This window comes from Algoriphagus locisalis (genome assembly GCF_900116615.1).
Classification (GTDB): domain Bacteria; phylum Bacteroidota; class Bacteroidia; order Cytophagales; family Cyclobacteriaceae; genus Algoriphagus; species Algoriphagus locisalis.
In genome coordinates this window covers 336,134-352,293 of record NZ_FPBF01000001.1, presented here as the reverse complement: position 1 = coordinate 352,293, position 16,160 = coordinate 336,134, and the positions used below count along the sequence as shown (strand labels likewise).

Sequence of the window (16,160 nt, the reverse complement as noted above, 5' to 3'; positions counted from 1 at the left end):
GTTTGTCCTATGAACAACTGGAGCCTTCTAAATTATCGGTCATGCCTACGGCATTTTTAGAAAAAATCTATTACCAATTTTCCAGCCATTGAAATGGCTGGCTAAGCGATCGGTCATGCCTACGGCATTGTTCAGAAAAGCTCACCATGTCTTTCCTGACTAGAAAACTTTGTGATCCCTAGGATCACTCTTTCCTGATATAGACTAACTGTGCACCTTCCTTCCACTCCACCTTAAAAACGATATACTTTACTGACTACTGTTTACCCATAATTTTTAGTCCAGTGAGAATGCAGTTTGTCATCAAATAAAAGATATTAGTCCAATAAACTTGAATACGTCAGGGCTTTGAAATAGGATTACAGAAAAAATCATGGACATTTTATATCGCGCCCCCTTACTTCAATTTGACATTACGAATCGCAAAGAAGTTGCGAGACATTGGCAAGACCTATTGCAAGCCATTGAACTTTCCAGTAAGGATCTCTACCATGCTATTAAGGGAAAAAATCCCGAAGAACTTAGCCAAAAGGAATGGAAAACTGTTTACAGGTATTTGCTGAGAGGAAAGTATAGGGCCACACCGTTTGGGAAATGGGCGGGAGTCGGTATAGCCAAATGGGGAGCGGAAGAATATTCCAACAGTCAAACTCTAAGTCAACATTCTCCAATCCTATCCACTTCTATAGCCAGTGAAGGTAATTCTACTTATTGGATGAATCCAAGTCTGCAGCGCTGGGGTGGTGGGTGGAAGTTCTGGAATTTTGATAGACAGGAAGAGACATGGCGGTTTTCCAGATCTGAAGACAGTCCCTATATTCAAAGAATCCGGGAGATTTCGTTTGACAAGAGGACCATCAATCCCGCTATTCTTTTCCGTCCCTTTCCTGAACTGCAGCTCCATGAAAGAAGGGAGGTTTGGCATTACCTGACAGAATCACAATTACTTGTACCAGAGCGATTTCCCTATTTGCCAGAGCATGAACGAAAAGAAGACCAATTTATCCATACACTCTTTTCCGTTCCTGAAATCCACCGAAACAAGCTGGAAAACCTACTGGAAGAAATGAGTCAGAGGGCACTGCCTCAAAGGAGGCCCTATTTAGACAAGTTGACACGGAGATTTACTGAAGTCTTTGATGACCGTTTTGTGCCGCTACATCTGCTATGGAAACTAGTCCCCTACTTAAATGATGGTTCTGATTCCTCTCAATCTGGCACTATTGACCTGCCGGAATACCCATTGATAATCCAGGATAAGAATAAAACCTTCGACCTCAAAACAGTACCAAAACCTGTTCGATTACACAAAAAGCCGTTTCATGCACAAGTACTTTTCAGAATATTGGATTCCGGAAATCTGCTGATTGATAACATGTCCTTTAACCGACCTTTTGTATATGGAGGAAGGTTTACGCATCATCCGCAGATATTCTCTTACTTCCAGCAGCACCTACAACAAGAGGTGGAAATGATTTCGGCTGATGTTCTTCTTTTTGAAAGTAGAAAAACGCAAGCAATAGCAGATCATCGAAGTGTGGCTGATTATGTGATCAACTGTTTTTCCGGTAGCTCTTCATCCGTAGAATTCGACAGCAGTCAAGTATATATCGGAATGAATGGCGAAAGGTTTGAGTTGTATATTCCTCATCTTGGCAAAAGATTAAAACCTATTATCCAACATCCTTTAAATCCCGAATATATCACCCATCCACTATGCAGGATATTGTGGGAAGTCGCCCATCAGGATATCCTAAGACCACTGCATTATGCCCACCCCGGTTTTTTAGCTGCCTCTTACCTACCACAGCTGAATTGGGGAGATATTATACTACAGCCTAGAAGATGGAAGTTTGGCCACGAATGGCAAGGGAAAACTGAAGAAGAACTAATGGGCTACCTACAAAGCAAAGGAATTCCTCAGCGCGTATTAGTCGGCAAGCATGACCAAGAGCTCGTCCTGAACTTATCAGCCCCATCCGATCGCTACGTACTATTAGAAGAATTATCCAAGGACAGGGAGATAAATATATTTGAGTGCTTATGGGCAGAAAATGAATGTAGCTCTAATCAGCCTATAAGCTATCCCCAATTTCTTTATGGTAAATCATGGCCTTTAATTAAATCGGATAATGTTAGGAGTCATTTCAATCTGGTCGAGGGCCATGAAAACAAAAACTGGATTTCTGTCCGGATAGTTCTGAGTCCTGACTATCAACAGCATTTAGTCTCTGGGCGGCTCTTGGGTCTGGTATCGGAATTTGAGGAAAGGGGAATACGACCTTTTTACTTTCTTTATTATCCAATTTCGAGTCCTGAAATCAGGTTTAGGGTAAAAGTGAATGAGGTGGCAACGTATGAATATGCCACCACTCAGCTATATACCTACTTCCAAGAGTTCCCGGAATTTGAGCAAGTCCATCCCCATGCTTATTATCCAGAATCCAGCAAGTATAGTCAGGAAGGAATGGGTATATCCGAGGAGTTGTTTTATCAGGAATCAAAACTGATTTTGGAGTCAGCTCCTACCAGCGATTTAGAAAAATTCTCACTTGCGGTAGGGATAGGAAATCTGTTGATTGAAACTTCTGGAAATCCGGAATATTGGTTAGCTCTTTTAAGCAGACTTTGTAAAGGGAAGGCATATCATTCCCTCCCTGATCCTTTTCTTAGGCTTTTTGACCAGATTGCTCCTAAGAAGTGGCAGGAATTCTATGGTGGTCAAGTTAGGCAGCACCCTTGGATAAATTTTGAAGATAAGCAGGGATTATTCCTTGGCAATCACTTACATATGGCTATCAACCGAATATTTTGGGATAGTGCAATGGAGAAGGAACGAGAGGTTCATTCCGTCCTCCTTTGTATTTTAAGGAGAAGCAAGTTTGGGAAGAAGAAAGGAAGCAGACGCAACATGGAGAATTTTTCTGCTCTATAGAGAAATCCTTTTGAAGATAGCCGTTAATTCTTCTCTATATACTCTTCCAACTGGCAATTTTTCATCGGTAACAAGCACCAAGTGATCTGATTTCACATAACTGATCTTCTGGATATTGACGAGGTATGATCGTTGGATCTTCTGAAACAGTTTATCTGGAAGTCTATTCATTAAGCTAATCATAGAGCCCAATACCAGGTATTTCCTTTTGGGAGTATGGATTTCAGAATAATTTTTATCCTGTTTGATGTAGTGTATATCAGCAATGGTAACCATTACCCAGGCGCTATCCCCATGTTCAAAAATAGCCAACATCCCCTCGAGTCCGGTCTCTTTGAGGGGTTCCTTAGCATGTGATTTTCTCTCATTGACCTTTTCCATTGCAGTGATAAACTCGGGATACGTAGCTGGTTTGATAATATAATCCACAGCATTTACCTTAAATCCATCATGTGCATAACTATAGTATGCCGAATACAGGATAACTGGAATATTTAATTTTTGCATTACACTCGCGAGATGAATGCCATCCATCTGGTCCATGAGTATATCGGTAATCAACACATCTGCTTCACCATTTTCGAGTCTTCTCCTCCCTTCTACGGGGTCAGTGGTCATGAAGGCAAGCTCATAATATTTCGAGCGCTCAACAAATTTTTTGAGTGTATTCAATCCTTCTAACTCATCATCAATCAATGCGATCCTCAAGTTTTCCATAGGGTATAATCATTAAGGTAGAAAATTCATCCATTGTTTCGTGCAATTCAAAAAATGTGTCTGGTCCGTGAAAGTGATTCAGAATATTTGCGATTGTAGGCAATCCGTGCCCGGAAGACAGCGCGTTTTTCACCGGATTGATCAGGTTAAATGTGCTACAGACTAGGTATATATGCTGTTTTGGATCAGTGGTTAGTGAGACTGTGATTTCGCAGGGATTGTCCCTGTCAGTATATTGCCCAAACTTGAGCATATTTTCCACCAAGGTGGCCAGTACCAAGTGTGGGATGGTATAGTATTCCAAAGGCAGGGTGTAACGTATATTCAGGTAGAAGAAAAATTTTGTTTTGTGTCCACGGACACATTTCAGCATATGGCTTACAATTCCCACTTCTTCGTACACAGAGCGGGGAATCATTGGGTCTTTATACGATTCTTTCAATAAGACTGCTAATGCCTCCACATCCTGGTAAAGCTCATCAGAATAAACCGAAGATTTGCCTGCTATATTATTCAGCATATTCAGAATAAGGTGGGGGCTGAGCGTAAGATGGTCATGTGAGATTTTTATTAGTGCAAGCTTACCATTTACCTGATTGATTTTATTTGTTCTAAGGAGGAATTCGGAGAAAAGCCAGACTATTAAGGCAAATCCGGTGAATCTTGTCAACCGGAAATGCACCGACATCATCTGCCGGGAGTCATTTAATATAGGATCCAAACCCCAAAGCAGGTGCAGCAAGTGAGTGCAAAATAGAATAGATGCTACTATACCTATCAACTGTAGGATTGTCAGCCCAAAATGTCCAATTCCCCTGAACGCCGGAAACAAGCGATAGAAAAGGAATAATATGAATGGGGTTCCCAGAAAGAAATGAACCCAAGGCAAACGCATATCGGGAATTACATCTGTTTCGAAATCAGTAGTTACATAGTCATAGGTAAAGTTAAAACTCCAGAGCAGCAGGATTATGAACAGGTGTTTTCTTTTAGTCAAGCCTAAAAGTAAGTTAGTCCATAAAACCGGGTCGTACATCCATTTTATTTGACTGATTCTATTAAGTGACATAAGTTTCAGAATAAAAATTACACATTATGCAAAAAACAACATTACGACTACCTGAGATTGAGCACTTTCCTAGGAAAGCAGCGCAATTGACAGACCAGAAACAGGGGAAATCGCTTGGTAGCTTTTTCCGTGAGTGCTTACCTTACTTTCCTAGAGCCAGGTAAGAGTATTCAGAAGGAAGGTGAAGCCTTCCATGATAGCAGGCGCATTAAGCAACCTGTTATGTAAGAGTATAACAAAAAACTAATACCGGATCGAAATTCCGGTGGGCAAGGTCCCTTATCCAGGCGGGTTCATTTTTAGATGGACCCGCTTTTGATTTTAGAACCCTAAGACAGATGAATGAACATCTGACACCGCAATACCATGGAAGTCAGCATACTCTTCAAAAGTGACCAGTTGGTGTTTACTCTTCCCCAGTCCTTCTTTGACTTTATTGAGGCTTTTGTACGCATAAGATCTGCTTCTGCCTGTCAAAACCATGATATCCTTGGCATAGATGATCCTTCTTTCCAGGAGAATCATTGTACAACGTGGATAAACTATTTATAAAATGAGGTAAAGTAACCAAGGCCTTGCATTTACCTTAGGGATTAAATTAAAAAAAAATAATTTACATTCAACTATAATCAATATAAAACAAGACTTTTTATAGTTAAGGACTACTTTGAGTAGTACTAAGATTTTTAATCAGCAAGAAGAGGTTTTGTCCCCAGGACTTACTACCCGATTAACGGATAAACAGAAACAATAAATCCGTCAACTAAATGCGTACCCTGTGTATTTTAGTATTAATAGATCTGGAGTCAGTCCTCAAAGTTAGGTTGTTAGTCCATTTCTTTTGGAAATAAAATAATCCTTTTTGAGGTTAGGGTGAGTGTTACCCCACCCCGCGCTTCTTCCCACAATCCTGCGGGACAGGCGTTATAGAGAGGGAGTGAGCCAGTGCAAACTAAGATATCTCGATTATGAACAGAACTCTCAGTATCCCTCTTATTCTCCTCTGGACCTATACCGGTCTGGATAAATTGATCCGCTGGGAAGCAAGCAGGAATGCTTTTCGAAATCAGACCTTTCCTATTGAGCTGGCGGAAGTCCTGGCTTATGCAGTGCCGGTAGTAGAGTTGCTGATCGCCCTGCTCCTGCTCTTTTCGGTGACACGATGGTGGGGATACTTAGGAAGCGTTTTGCTTCTTACTGTATTTACCACTTATGTGGGACTGATCTGGGTGGGAGCTTTTCCTAGGGTGCCGTGTAACTGTGCGGGGATATTGGAGAGTCTGGGGTGGATGGAGCATTTTGTGTTAAATATGATATGCATAGTGATAGCGGTGTTGGGAATTCGATTGGAAGAGTTGATTCGATTGAAAGATTTGAAAATTGAAAAATTGGAAGATTAGTGATAGAAGACGGGAGACGGAAGAAAAGTCTGGTGACGGATGCCCGATGACGGATGCCCGATGACGGATGTCAGATGTCGGGTGTTGGGCTGAAAGAGATGAAAAGTTAGAGAGCCTGCCGTAGGTAGGCCCTGTGGGTAGCCCAGGGTAAGGAGGCACGACGCAACCCTGGACGAAAGAGGCAGGAATTTGTCAGCGCTGGCCCTTGGTCATCATTCGGAGACGATAGCTTTATGCCAGCAAGACGGAGACGGGTGAGTGGGAAGTCGCAGTATATAGTCGCCTGTGAAAAATCGGATTACAAATTCCGTTCAGCATAAATAAAAAGGGGCGGCTGCTGAAGACCGCCCCACAGTCCAAGGTTCGCAATAGGACTGCAAAAAATACTTCGACAAGCTTAGTAACCAATGCTAGGTAATCAGTCAACGAGCGCATTGAAGTAGAAGAAGAATAAAACTTCGAGGCGATCCCTCTCTTGTCTGCAACAGATCGGGATGAAACCTTAAAGGATAACAATAAATAAAGAGACTCATTTCTCTTGATAGCCTGGGGTAAGAGACTGGCTAACCCAATGAGACTCCCAAGGGAGAAGCCGAAAACCCTTTTTTAGAGTAGGCAAACAACCACAAACGGTTTTCCTGTTTTTGATGGGTTAAAAAACAGGACATATTATGAATAAACTAAAGGGCGCTTTGCCCATAATCGCTTTCGTATTTGCTGCCTTTGCAGCATTTGCGTTTAACTTTCCCCAAAAGGGAACTGATCCTAGATACGGCACCCACGACGGCAAGGTCTATGACGTCACAAATGTAAACATGGGTGATGGTATTGATGAATATCAGTGTGATGAGCTAGAAGACCAATGTCTTTTTGAAAATCAGGCATTGACCATTCCAGTAGAGAATTCGGACGGCGAATTCATTCCTGGTCCTGCTCTGCCACATATCCCTTAACTGAATATTACAGCCATTGGAACTATCCAATGGCTGTTTTACTATTTTAAAATCCACTGTTTAATTCCAGTTCATTAGGAGGTATTTCAAGCATATATCTTAAAGGTGATTTCCCCAACTCATATCGCTGACCTTCAATTACCCTGGCCTTCGGACCTTCCCAGTCATTATCGGATAAAAACCTCCGCATATCTCTCCACCTGCTAAGTCCCCTGAACACCAATTCCTTTCTACGTTCTGTCAAAATAAACTCAACAAGTTCCTTTTCATTCTGAATTACAGCGGGTGAATAAGAATCAATAAAGTATCTGTTTGACAAAAATTCATTTATAACAGCAAGGGCTTCCGTCAGTTTTTCTGTTCTCGCCAAAGCCTCTGCCTTCATCAGGTATAATTCCCCTACAGATATCCCTGAAAAAACAAGGTAGGTTCCTGTAAGATGCCCTATAAAGTTCACGTTCCCTTCAGTATCTGGTGCAGTGAAGTACAGGTATTTCCTGATATCATTTTCGTGAAACAAATCATATATATCTTTTTCAACATAGGTCAATGCTGAATTCTGAAATGTATTTGATACGGCCTGGATGTGAATTACGACTTCTTGATTGAAGCTTGGGAAAGGATATTGGGTTCTGGATAAGGGTACATCTACCAAGGCCTCAACTGTGTTGAAGTCCAAAAGCTCCGGTTTAATCTCCAGTGCTTTTTCAGCATGTTGAAGGACCATTGGGTAATCTTTCAATTGAAGGTAAATCTTGGCCAAAAGACCAAAACATGCTGTCTTTGAGGGACGCAGAACATCCTCGCTTTTTTCCGGCAAATATTGTGAAGCTGAATTAAGGTCTGCTATTATCCGGGTATAGATTTGCACAGAAGGGACCGGCCCCTGTATATCATCCATTTTGGATGATAGTTTTAGAGGAACTGCCTTTCTGTCCAGATCAGCAGATCCTATCAATGGATGTGAAAAAAGCTGAAGCAGGTCAAAGTATTGATAGGCCCTATAAAACAGTGCCGTAGCCTTGATCTCATCGACTTTCATTTTCTCTGCCTGTGTTTTGGGAGTAAACTGCTCCAACTCATCCAAAACTACATTAAGCCTGAAGATCCGGGAGTAAGGAGCGCTCCAGGAATCCAGAGATCCCCGTGCATTACTTAGGTTGCTTTTCCATAGATAACCATTTCTAGTTTGTTCATTCCAGGATATCCAACCATTATCCGTGGTGTATATATCATCAGACATCAGCATTCCAAAACCATCACCGGAATTTAGCACGTCCACAGCATTTAAGATGCTCTCCAAATCCTCCAAAGTCTGCGGAACCACGATAGCTTTTGAGGGTCTTTCGTCCAGGTAACTTTCACAGGAAAAGGCTAAAAATGCAAGAGAAAGCCATATTCCGAAATAATTATATTTTTTGTTCATGGTAAGTTTATTTATTGTTATAAGCTAAAAGTGCCAACATGTTATAAGTCTATTTTAAGTCCTGCGGCTATACTTCGTGCGGGGGGTATATTTTGGAAGTCGGGGTCTATCGGCTGCTTTGTCTTTTTCCAAAGGATTCCGAGATTATTCACATAAGAATAGATTTCGATGGATCGAAATGGTATCAAGTGAAAGTCTTTTCTGGACATACGATAAGCAATACGGAAGTCCTGTAGCCTGACATGGTCCCCCCTCTCCACCATAATTTCAGACTGGGCATATATTGCATGCCTATTTGAATTATGCCTCAAAGGCATCGATGGAACCTGGGTGATATTTTCATCTCCTGGTTTGGTCCATCTAAGATGATAATCAGAATGCGTCATTCGACCATTGACCAGATCGACGTAATCCACTGTGTTTCTTCTGAAGTAATAGCCCAGCCTGTAGGAGATATTGAAGGATAGACTGAGCCCCTTATAACTTACCGTATTTCTGAACGACCCAAAAGAGGTTGGTCTAGCCGATCCATGAAAAACAATGTTCTCCGGAGTAAGACTTCCCCTAATTGCAGAATAGTCAGTACTCGGCTCTCCATCCAGCAGCCCTCTAGGATCGCCTGTATCCGGATCGAGTCCTCCCCAGGGATAACTATAGACTGAAAAAAGCGGATTGCCTTTAACAGGTACCACAAGTAGGCCCGAAAGCATGTTGGTTGCACGTGGCTCTACCCCGAATTCTGTTACCTCCTCCCTTACCAGGCTGTGGAAATAATTAATATCCCATCTTATTGCCTTCCTGATAGGGCTAGAGCGCAATTCAAAGTCCAAACCTTTGGTGCGGGTAGAGGCAAAATTCCCTCGGAACTGGCTCATTCCCAAGGACGGAGGTGTCAGAATATCCCCAATAAGATCCTGCCCATTTTTCACATAAAATTCAACTGAGCCGTCCAGAAGCTCATTTTTAAATCCAAAATCAAGCGCCAGATTCCAGATTTTTATTTTCTCCCAGCGAAGATCAGGGTTCGGGGGATTACGGATTGAAGCAGCCCGTTCACCAGGATTAAGGGTATTGTTTGATGTGATGTAATAGGAAGCCGTGGTGAATGCAGAAATACTTTTGTCCACATTTCCGTTATACCCTACAGTTGTCCTCAACTTCAAAAAGGGCAACAGTTGTGAATGGTAGAATTTCTCCTGGGATAAAATCCAGCCCAAGCCTGAGGACCAGAGCGGAACAGCCCGTTGGTTTGCATTTACCCCAAACAGATTGGAAGCATCTTTTCTGGCACTGGCAGTAAAGATGTAGCGTTTTTTATAACTGTAGGACATGTTGGTAAAGGCCGATACAAACCGGTCAATAGTACCTGAGTGATCATCTCCGTTGGGGATTGTACTGAGACCGTTGGTCGGGTTGATCCTGTACCGGGTGATATAATCCACCGGGAGGCTCAGGGCAAATTCATCATCGTACCCGTAATATCTGGCTGCCGAGGAATGTGCTGCTATTCCTTTTACCTCTGCCCCTACTATTCCATGAACCTCATGGTCTGCTTTCCAGGTATGGTCGATATTCATTTGCCCACGGAGATAATGACCTGAGGAACTGCCGTTGTACTGGTCCAAAATCCCGCCTATCGGAACAGGGTAACTCAACTCTCCTTCCGGTGTGGTTTGGGTATAGCGGTTGACCAGCCAACGGGAATAATAACTTTCGGCAGGTTGGTGAAAACGGGTCTCACGCGAATTAGCCCAATATTGATAACGGGCTGTTGCCCTGAGCCAGGGTGTAATCTTATAGCCCAGTGAGAAATTGAGACGGGTATCGGCCTGGCGGGAAAGGTTGGAGGAAAGTCCAATCTCCCTGAGCGGAACGTAGGTACCATTTAACAATCCCATTTCAGGCAACTGGGAAACATACCTTGTATTGAAGTCCTTTACAATAGCAAGCGGAACACCATCATTATCCCTTAGCCGTTCATAAGGCATCATAGTCGGAAGTTCTGTGCCGGTTTCGTTTTCCGAGTGTGCCCAGTAAACCGATGCCCCCAGGTCAAGACGCCCATCGGCAGACTTCCAGTCATTCTGAAGGGAAACCGTATAGCGGGTATTCCAGTTTTCAGGCAGGGTATGGCTATTATGGTCAAACCCCACTGAAGCCGAATACCGGTATCGGTCAGTGCCTCCGTTTATACCTAAACTGTACTGCTGATTGACGGCATTCTGATAAAAATCCTCCATCAATGCCTTCCTACTGTCGTAAGCAGCAAATCTTGTCAGGGCAGCATTTTTTTCAGTTTCGGAAATATTACCCTCCCTATGGGCAAGCAATGTCTCTATCACAGGTGAAAGCGGGGCCTGGCTGGCCAGGTTTATCCAGGGATCAAAGTTGCCGTTTAGAAAGAGCATTTCTTCCACTTCAATGAGCTCTCCTATGTCCATCTGCTGCCTGGCAAAAAGATCCGGCTTCTGGACAATATTCACATTGGAATTGATGCTGACCTGCATGGGAACATTGAACTGTCCTGTCTTTGTTTTAATCACAATGACCCCGTTACCTGAGCGGGCACCCCAGATGGATGCAGCTGCAGCATCGCGGAGTACCGTGATGCTTTCCACATCGTTGGGGTTGATGTTTTCTATGGGACCGTCATAGGGGAAATTATCCACAATGATCAGGGGCTGTGTTTCCGCGAAAAGCGTATTTCGGCCCCTGATCGTAATCGGATCTTCCGCGGAACCTGTTCCCCGGTTGAAAATCAGACTGGGGGTTACGTCTTCCAGTCTGTCAAGCAGGCCGGTGCTCACTTTTCTGTTGATCAGCTCCCTATCCACCTGGACAAAGGACCCTGTAGCCCGTTCCTTGGGGATTTCCTGGAATCCTGTGGAAAGGACAGTCACCTCGTCCAAGCCCCTGGCTTCTTCCTCTAGGTAAATAGCAGGCCCCTCCACAGCCAGAAGATTTCTTACCACCACTTCTTCTGTCCTAAAACCCAGAAATGAAACAACCAGCATTGCTTCAGGATCGATCTGTGTAATCCTGACCAATCCCTCACCGTCAGAAATGGTCACTTCATTGGTGGAAGCCACTTTTACTGTCGCCCCCGGAAGTGGAAGGCTGTCCTGTGCGGATAAGATCCTAGCGGTGAAGGCAACGGTTTGTCTGGCACAAAGTCCTCCGGCGGTAATGCCTACCAGAAAAACTAAAATAATTGCATGTTTGATAAGTAAGTTCATGGATTTTTGAATCAAGGAGTGAGAAGGTTTTCTTTTTTGAGGGATTCAATGTATTCGATCAGGCCTTCCGGGGATCTTGGAATATTGCCCAGACTGGCAACTGTGCCGTCCATGCCCACCACCATCCTGGTAGGATAGGCATGGATGTTATAATGAGCCAAAAAAGGATGGGAAGTCCCCGGCGCATTCAGGTTGAGGGATGATCCATCGGCATAGTCGCCCGATCTTAACTCCTCCAACCACCTTTCTTCTGATCTACTGCTGGCGATGAAGACAAATTCCACTTCAGGATCATTTCTATAAAAGTCTATTACCGGCGCCAGCAGATTTTGGTATTGTCGGGACGATGCCTCACAGCCTGTCAGCCAAAAATGTATAAAGCGTACTTTTCCGGGTTCCTGTTTAAGGATATAAGGCTTCCCTTCCACGGTCATTAATGGAATCTCCACCAGAGGCTCTCCTATGCGCTGGGCATGATACAGAGCGCTGACCAGCTTTCGGACCCATGGCGTTTTCATCCGTGCAAGTGCATTCTCAAACTGTTGGTTGCTGTCGCTGAATCTCCGGTAGTTTTTGACGATGTATTTGGCATCCACTTGGTCACGGACACTTGCCGGGACCGAGGGCAATAGCTCAGCGAGTGGAATGTTCTCCAGATTTGAAATGATCACTAAGCGATGGTAGAGAAAGTCGGGGTAGTAGGCGGACAATCCTGCTCCATCTGGGACCAGGGGTGTATTTTCCAGAATCTGTTCCTCAAAAAGCTTCCGGTAAGCTTCCTCGCTATCCTTTCCCCCACGTAGGTATAGAAAATCGGCAATCTGGTCGTATAGAAGCTTTCCCTGAACATCCGCTTCCAACACATTCAAAAACTCCAAAGGCAGCTTTCCCCTATATCTGTTGATAATTCCGAATGCAGGATGGGCGGAAATATCCCGGTCAAACGCTTTCTGCAAATAGGTTAAGGCACTTTCTCCGGGGCTGATGTACTCCATGGATCTAGTGATGGAAGACTTCGTGGATTTGACCCTTGCGATAAGCAGGGAATCTTCCTCGCTATAGCCCCAGAAATCCGGCTTGGAAGTGAACATCACCGGACTCTGGTGATAGCGTTCATTTTCAAGTGCCAGGGCAAGTTCATACTGTATTAGGAATTTATCTTCAGAAGGCCCAGAAAACAGGACATTTGCAGTCTGAAAGTCTAATCTGATCCGTACACTGTCTCCGGGCTGTACCAGAAAGCGGTCCAGGTATATAAAACGGTTGTTTCGGATGGTAACTCTGGAATAACCAGCTAGAGGAGGTGACTTCCACTGGCCGACTTGGGCACCCCTTGAGCCTTCAAATAAGTTCCCTGGTGACAGCTGGACATAGGCTACCTCGGGTTTGGGAAATCCCCTTTCATTCAGATAAGGATCCCAGAGACGGAACTCCAATGAATCCATGGGTTCTAGGCTGAGCGTTTCCACATAGATCACTGCCGGAGCAGCCTCCCCCACCGAGGCAGAAGAGCTTTCGCCCTCCTGCCCTTGAGCGCCAGAGTAAGAAACCAAATCAATTCTCTCCGGCATAGTATCGGAGCGGGTGCCCCCGCCCCGATGGGTGTCCCCTGTACGAAAGGAGACTTCGGTAACGGACCTATGAGGAAAATCCGCCCCGGGTGAATCAGCAACTTGTGCTGGGAGTGTGCTTCCGTATAAGCATAGCGATGCCAGGAAGCATGTGAATAGATGTTTTTTCATGCTTTGAGTGTGTTTAAGCTGGTGGTTCGACATGCTCACCAACCGGTGTTGGGAGACGGGAGACGGAAGTCTGTCACGCCAGAACTAAGTCGAAACGAATTACGCCTAGTACGCTCTGAAGGAAGTCCGATCCGCCAAGGCGAGACAAGTGTCGGATGACCGATGTCCGGTGAGAGCACCGTCATTGCTATCCCGAGAATCGGGAGAAGCAATCTCAGTCGCATTTCCGGGTCATTTCGACGACGAGGAACGAGGAGAAATCTCTTCTTCAAGCAAATCCATCATTTTAATAGTAAATGTCGAATGATGAATTCTGAATACTGAAGTGAGCACTCCCCTACTTGCTACTTGATACCTGCTACTTGATACTTCCCACAAGACATAGTAATTCCACCTCGGTCTATCCGACCAACCACTTGTGGTGAGCCCGTCGAACCAGCATTAATTAATAATAAGATGTAATGTGTCAGCTCTACCGGCTATTCTGAGCTTACTGACCTGAGTGTGTGGTAACCGATCTGCTCAGGGATGTGCACCTCCCCTTTCACGGTCTTAAAAATCAAACCCTTAGATTGGGTTTTTGGGCTTCAGAGGATACAGGCGATCTGATGCGATAATGCCCTGTACCTCTGGTAATGAATAATAGGAAATAGGTAATGAGCAATGTGACCCAAAGTAAAAAAGCGCAGACATCTCCTTAATCCAGAATACTGATCCCGGGAAGTAACTTAATCCAGAAAAAATCAAGGTCTGTTCCATGATACTTGGTTATAATGAAAGTCCAAGTTGAGACCAAGCCAAAAGAATAGAGGCAGGTTCTCAAATTGCAAGTTGTAAGGTACGTAGGAGAACCTTGGTGAGAAATTTCACCATAAAACGCATGCAGAGAGAACCCACCTCTATACTGTAAATATAGAGAGTGGGCTTCTACTCTATGTCCTGCGTTTTAAGAAATTTCCTACGTTTCTACAACTGGACTCCGAATAGACGCCAGAATTGTTAAATTCTATTCTCTGCTAATATAAGTATTTGTATTCAAAAAAGAAATTAAAACATAAATAATGAGGACAAAAATTTCTGTGAATTTGCCTGATGGCAGCAAAAGAGAAATTAAAAGCAGATTTAAAGGTATTATCAGAAAATTTAAAATCACTCAGAAAACAAGCCCTTATTAAAATCAAGGGAATAGAAGGTTACTTAGGAGTTGATGGAGGTCATTACCGAAAATATGAATATTCAGATAATGAGATAACTCCAAATGTTAATACTCTTTCTCGACTCTCTAAATTCTACGGAGTAACCTTAGACGATCTTATTAAAAAGAGAAATCTTGCTTTAGGATCTGACCTAACCGATTTAGAATCATTTAAAAAAAAATACAGCGCATTTCCAGAATATTTCATGGACTCTTTATCAGTACCTGACTTCATCAGACTAAAGGTATTTCCTCTTTCGGAAATGGAGAGTGGTCTAAAGGTTTCAGAAATTATAGATTTATTCCCTGATGAAGCAATAAATAGTAAATCCCTTTCGAGGGAGCTATCTCGAATGGTGAATAAAGGAAAACTAGGGAGGAAAGATTCTAGCGGAAAGGGATCTGTTTATATCTACAATTTAAAAGAATCCGTAGACAGATAAATCATTATTGGGTGGCGAAGTACTACAAAAATTACTTACATTAAGTAAATGGTCTAAAAGTGGAAGTCGCATGGTGAACAAGTCCAGAAAGCCCCCTCTGGGTGTAATCAAATTGTTGGTCGGGACTGGGTGTTGTTTGCAACTACACCCTAATATTCTTACCAATTTGCAATTGGCTGTTCTACCTCACCCCGCCCTCTCCTTGAAGAGAGGGTGATCGGCTCTGCTCCAGATGGGAATTAAGGATAAGAAGTAGGTTGGCCGTTCCAGAATCGCTTTGCTTCCCGAATCGCTTTGCTCTCGGGATTGAAATACCGGGATCTTCGATCTCAATAACTAAAAGGCTTACGTAAGAAAAGGAAAAAAATGACACCATCCCAGCGCGCAGGCTGGCGACTTCGCTAAATCTCTTCACAGAAGAGATTTTTAACGCTCGTCCCTCCTGTACAGGGTATTTTTTAAGGCAAATGTGTAAAAAACTGAGGATTATGAGCCATTTTTTAGGTTTATGACCACCTTAGTCCTTCCAAATCAGAAACTTTTAATTCCCTTTCTTCCTCTTTTAGAACCTTTACACCGGTACACTTAATTCTGTTCCGAATTTGTAATGCCCTATATTTTTCTAAAAAAGAAAGCCTATTTTTAATGGACTTTCCACCATTCATGCATTCTGAGTTTTTCATCATGAAAACCCTTATCATTCCCACTTACCTTGGTACCGAAATCCAGATTCCTGATGACTACCCCATCCCTCCAGTAGGAGTTGATTTTTGGATCAATTTCCATCGGTTTACTCCGCCCGAAGATTGGAACCTGGTCCGGAGAGTCCTGGAAGACAACTCCCTGAGTGTATCGGTAGTAGATGGAGATAGGATCTACCTGCAGGAAGGATCTGTAGAACATGAAGTAGAGGACTACCGCGAAATATTCCTTCGCTACTGGGAAAAAAATCCGGATACCCGCCCACCTGGAATTTGATAGAAAATCTCTGAGGCAGTTATCTGATGGATGATGGAAGTTTGAGGTGTAAAATCAGAAAATATT

13 protein-coding genes are annotated in these 16,160 nt (G+C 43.5%); 5 read left to right on the top strand and 8 right to left on the bottom strand.

Going from position 1 to position 16,160, the window contains the following annotated elements:
• Positions 1 to 373: 373 nt before the first annotated feature.
• Complete coding sequence (locus tag BM386_RS01505) at positions 374 to 2,935, top strand: thiopeptide-type bacteriocin biosynthesis protein (RefSeq protein ID WP_091691297.1); 2,562 nt, start codon at positions 374 to 376, stop codon at positions 2,933 to 2,935.
• Here BM386_RS01505 and BM386_RS01500 read toward each other — a convergent pair.
• The 3 genes from BM386_RS01500 to BM386_RS01490 form a co-directional block, all read right to left on the bottom strand.
• Positions 2,930 to 3,652 (bottom strand): LytR/AlgR family response regulator transcription factor, encoded by a 723-nt coding sequence (locus BM386_RS01500; protein WP_091691296.1) that lies wholly within the window; start codon positions 3,650 to 3,652, stop codon positions 2,930 to 2,932. The genes BM386_RS01505 and BM386_RS01500 overlap by 6 nt on opposite strands.
• On the bottom strand, positions 3,624 to 4,721 hold the full coding sequence (locus BM386_RS01495; RefSeq protein ID WP_091691295.1) for a LytS family sensor histidine kinase: 1,098 nt from the start codon (positions 4,719 to 4,721) through the stop codon (positions 3,624 to 3,626). The genes BM386_RS01500 and BM386_RS01495 overlap by 29 nt, the downstream gene beginning before the upstream one ends.
• 321 nt (positions 4,722 to 5,042) lie before the next feature.
• On the bottom strand, positions 5,043 to 5,246 hold the full coding sequence (locus tag BM386_RS01490; RefSeq protein WP_091691294.1) for a hypothetical protein: 204 nt from the start codon (positions 5,244 to 5,246) through the stop codon (positions 5,043 to 5,045).
• Between the two features lie 443 nt (positions 5,247 to 5,689).
• Here BM386_RS01490 and BM386_RS01485 point away from each other — a divergent pair, with 443 nt between their 5' ends.
• Both BM386_RS01485 and BM386_RS01480 read left to right on the top strand, forming a co-directional pair.
• Positions 5,690 to 6,121, top strand: coding sequence for a MauE/DoxX family redox-associated membrane protein (locus tag BM386_RS01485; RefSeq protein WP_091691293.1), 432 nt, complete (start codon positions 5,690 to 5,692; stop codon positions 6,119 to 6,121).
• 671 nt (positions 6,122 to 6,792) lie between these two features.
• A complete protein-coding gene (locus BM386_RS01480; RefSeq protein WP_091691292.1) occupies positions 6,793 to 7,074 on the top strand; it encodes a DUF6520 family protein in 282 nt (93 codons plus the stop codon).
• A 46-nt stretch (positions 7,075 to 7,120) separates the two neighbouring features.
• Here the strand turns inward: BM386_RS01480 and BM386_RS01475 are convergent, their stop codons facing one another.
• From BM386_RS01475 to BM386_RS23410, 4 genes are all read right to left on the bottom strand, one after another.
• Complete coding sequence (locus BM386_RS01475) at positions 7,121 to 8,500, bottom strand: RagB/SusD family nutrient uptake outer membrane protein (protein ID WP_091691291.1); 1,380 nt, start codon at positions 8,498 to 8,500, stop codon at positions 7,121 to 7,123.
• A gap of 41 nt (positions 8,501 to 8,541) precedes the next feature.
• Positions 8,542 to 11,736, bottom strand: a complete 3,195-nt coding sequence (locus BM386_RS01470; protein ID WP_139235823.1) for a SusC/RagA family TonB-linked outer membrane protein — start codon at positions 11,734 to 11,736, stop codon at positions 8,542 to 8,544.
• 11 nt (positions 11,737 to 11,747) lie between these two features.
• Positions 11,748 to 13,478 carry a TlpA family protein disulfide reductase gene (locus tag BM386_RS01465; protein WP_139235822.1) on the bottom strand — a complete coding sequence of 577 codons (1,731 nt, stop codon included), beginning with the start codon at positions 13,476 to 13,478 and terminating at the stop codon, positions 11,748 to 11,750.
• Positions 13,479 to 14,045: 567 nt separating this feature from the next.
• Entirely contained in the window at positions 14,046 to 14,237 is a 192-nt protein-coding gene (locus BM386_RS23410; RefSeq protein WP_139235821.1) for a hypothetical protein, read from the bottom strand.
• 333 nt (positions 14,238 to 14,570) lie between these two features.
• Between BM386_RS23410 and BM386_RS01460 the strand changes: the two genes are divergently transcribed.
• Positions 14,571 to 15,116, top strand: a complete 546-nt coding sequence (locus BM386_RS01460) for a helix-turn-helix domain-containing protein (protein WP_091691288.1) — start codon at positions 14,571 to 14,573, stop codon at positions 15,114 to 15,116.
• 181 nt (positions 15,117 to 15,297) lie between these two features.
• Here BM386_RS01460 and BM386_RS01455 read toward each other — a convergent pair whose 3' ends face one another.
• Entirely contained in the window at positions 15,298 to 15,531 is a 234-nt protein-coding gene (locus tag BM386_RS01455; protein WP_139235820.1) for a hypothetical protein, read from the bottom strand.
• Positions 15,532 to 15,761: 230 nt separating this feature from the next.
• On the opposite strand from BM386_RS01455, the gene BM386_RS01450 reads away from it, so the two are divergent.
• Positions 15,762 to 16,094, top strand: coding sequence for a hypothetical protein (locus tag BM386_RS01450; protein ID WP_139235819.1), 333 nt, complete (start codon positions 15,762 to 15,764; stop codon positions 16,092 to 16,094).
• The last annotated feature ends 66 nt before the right edge of the window (positions 16,095 to 16,160 follow it).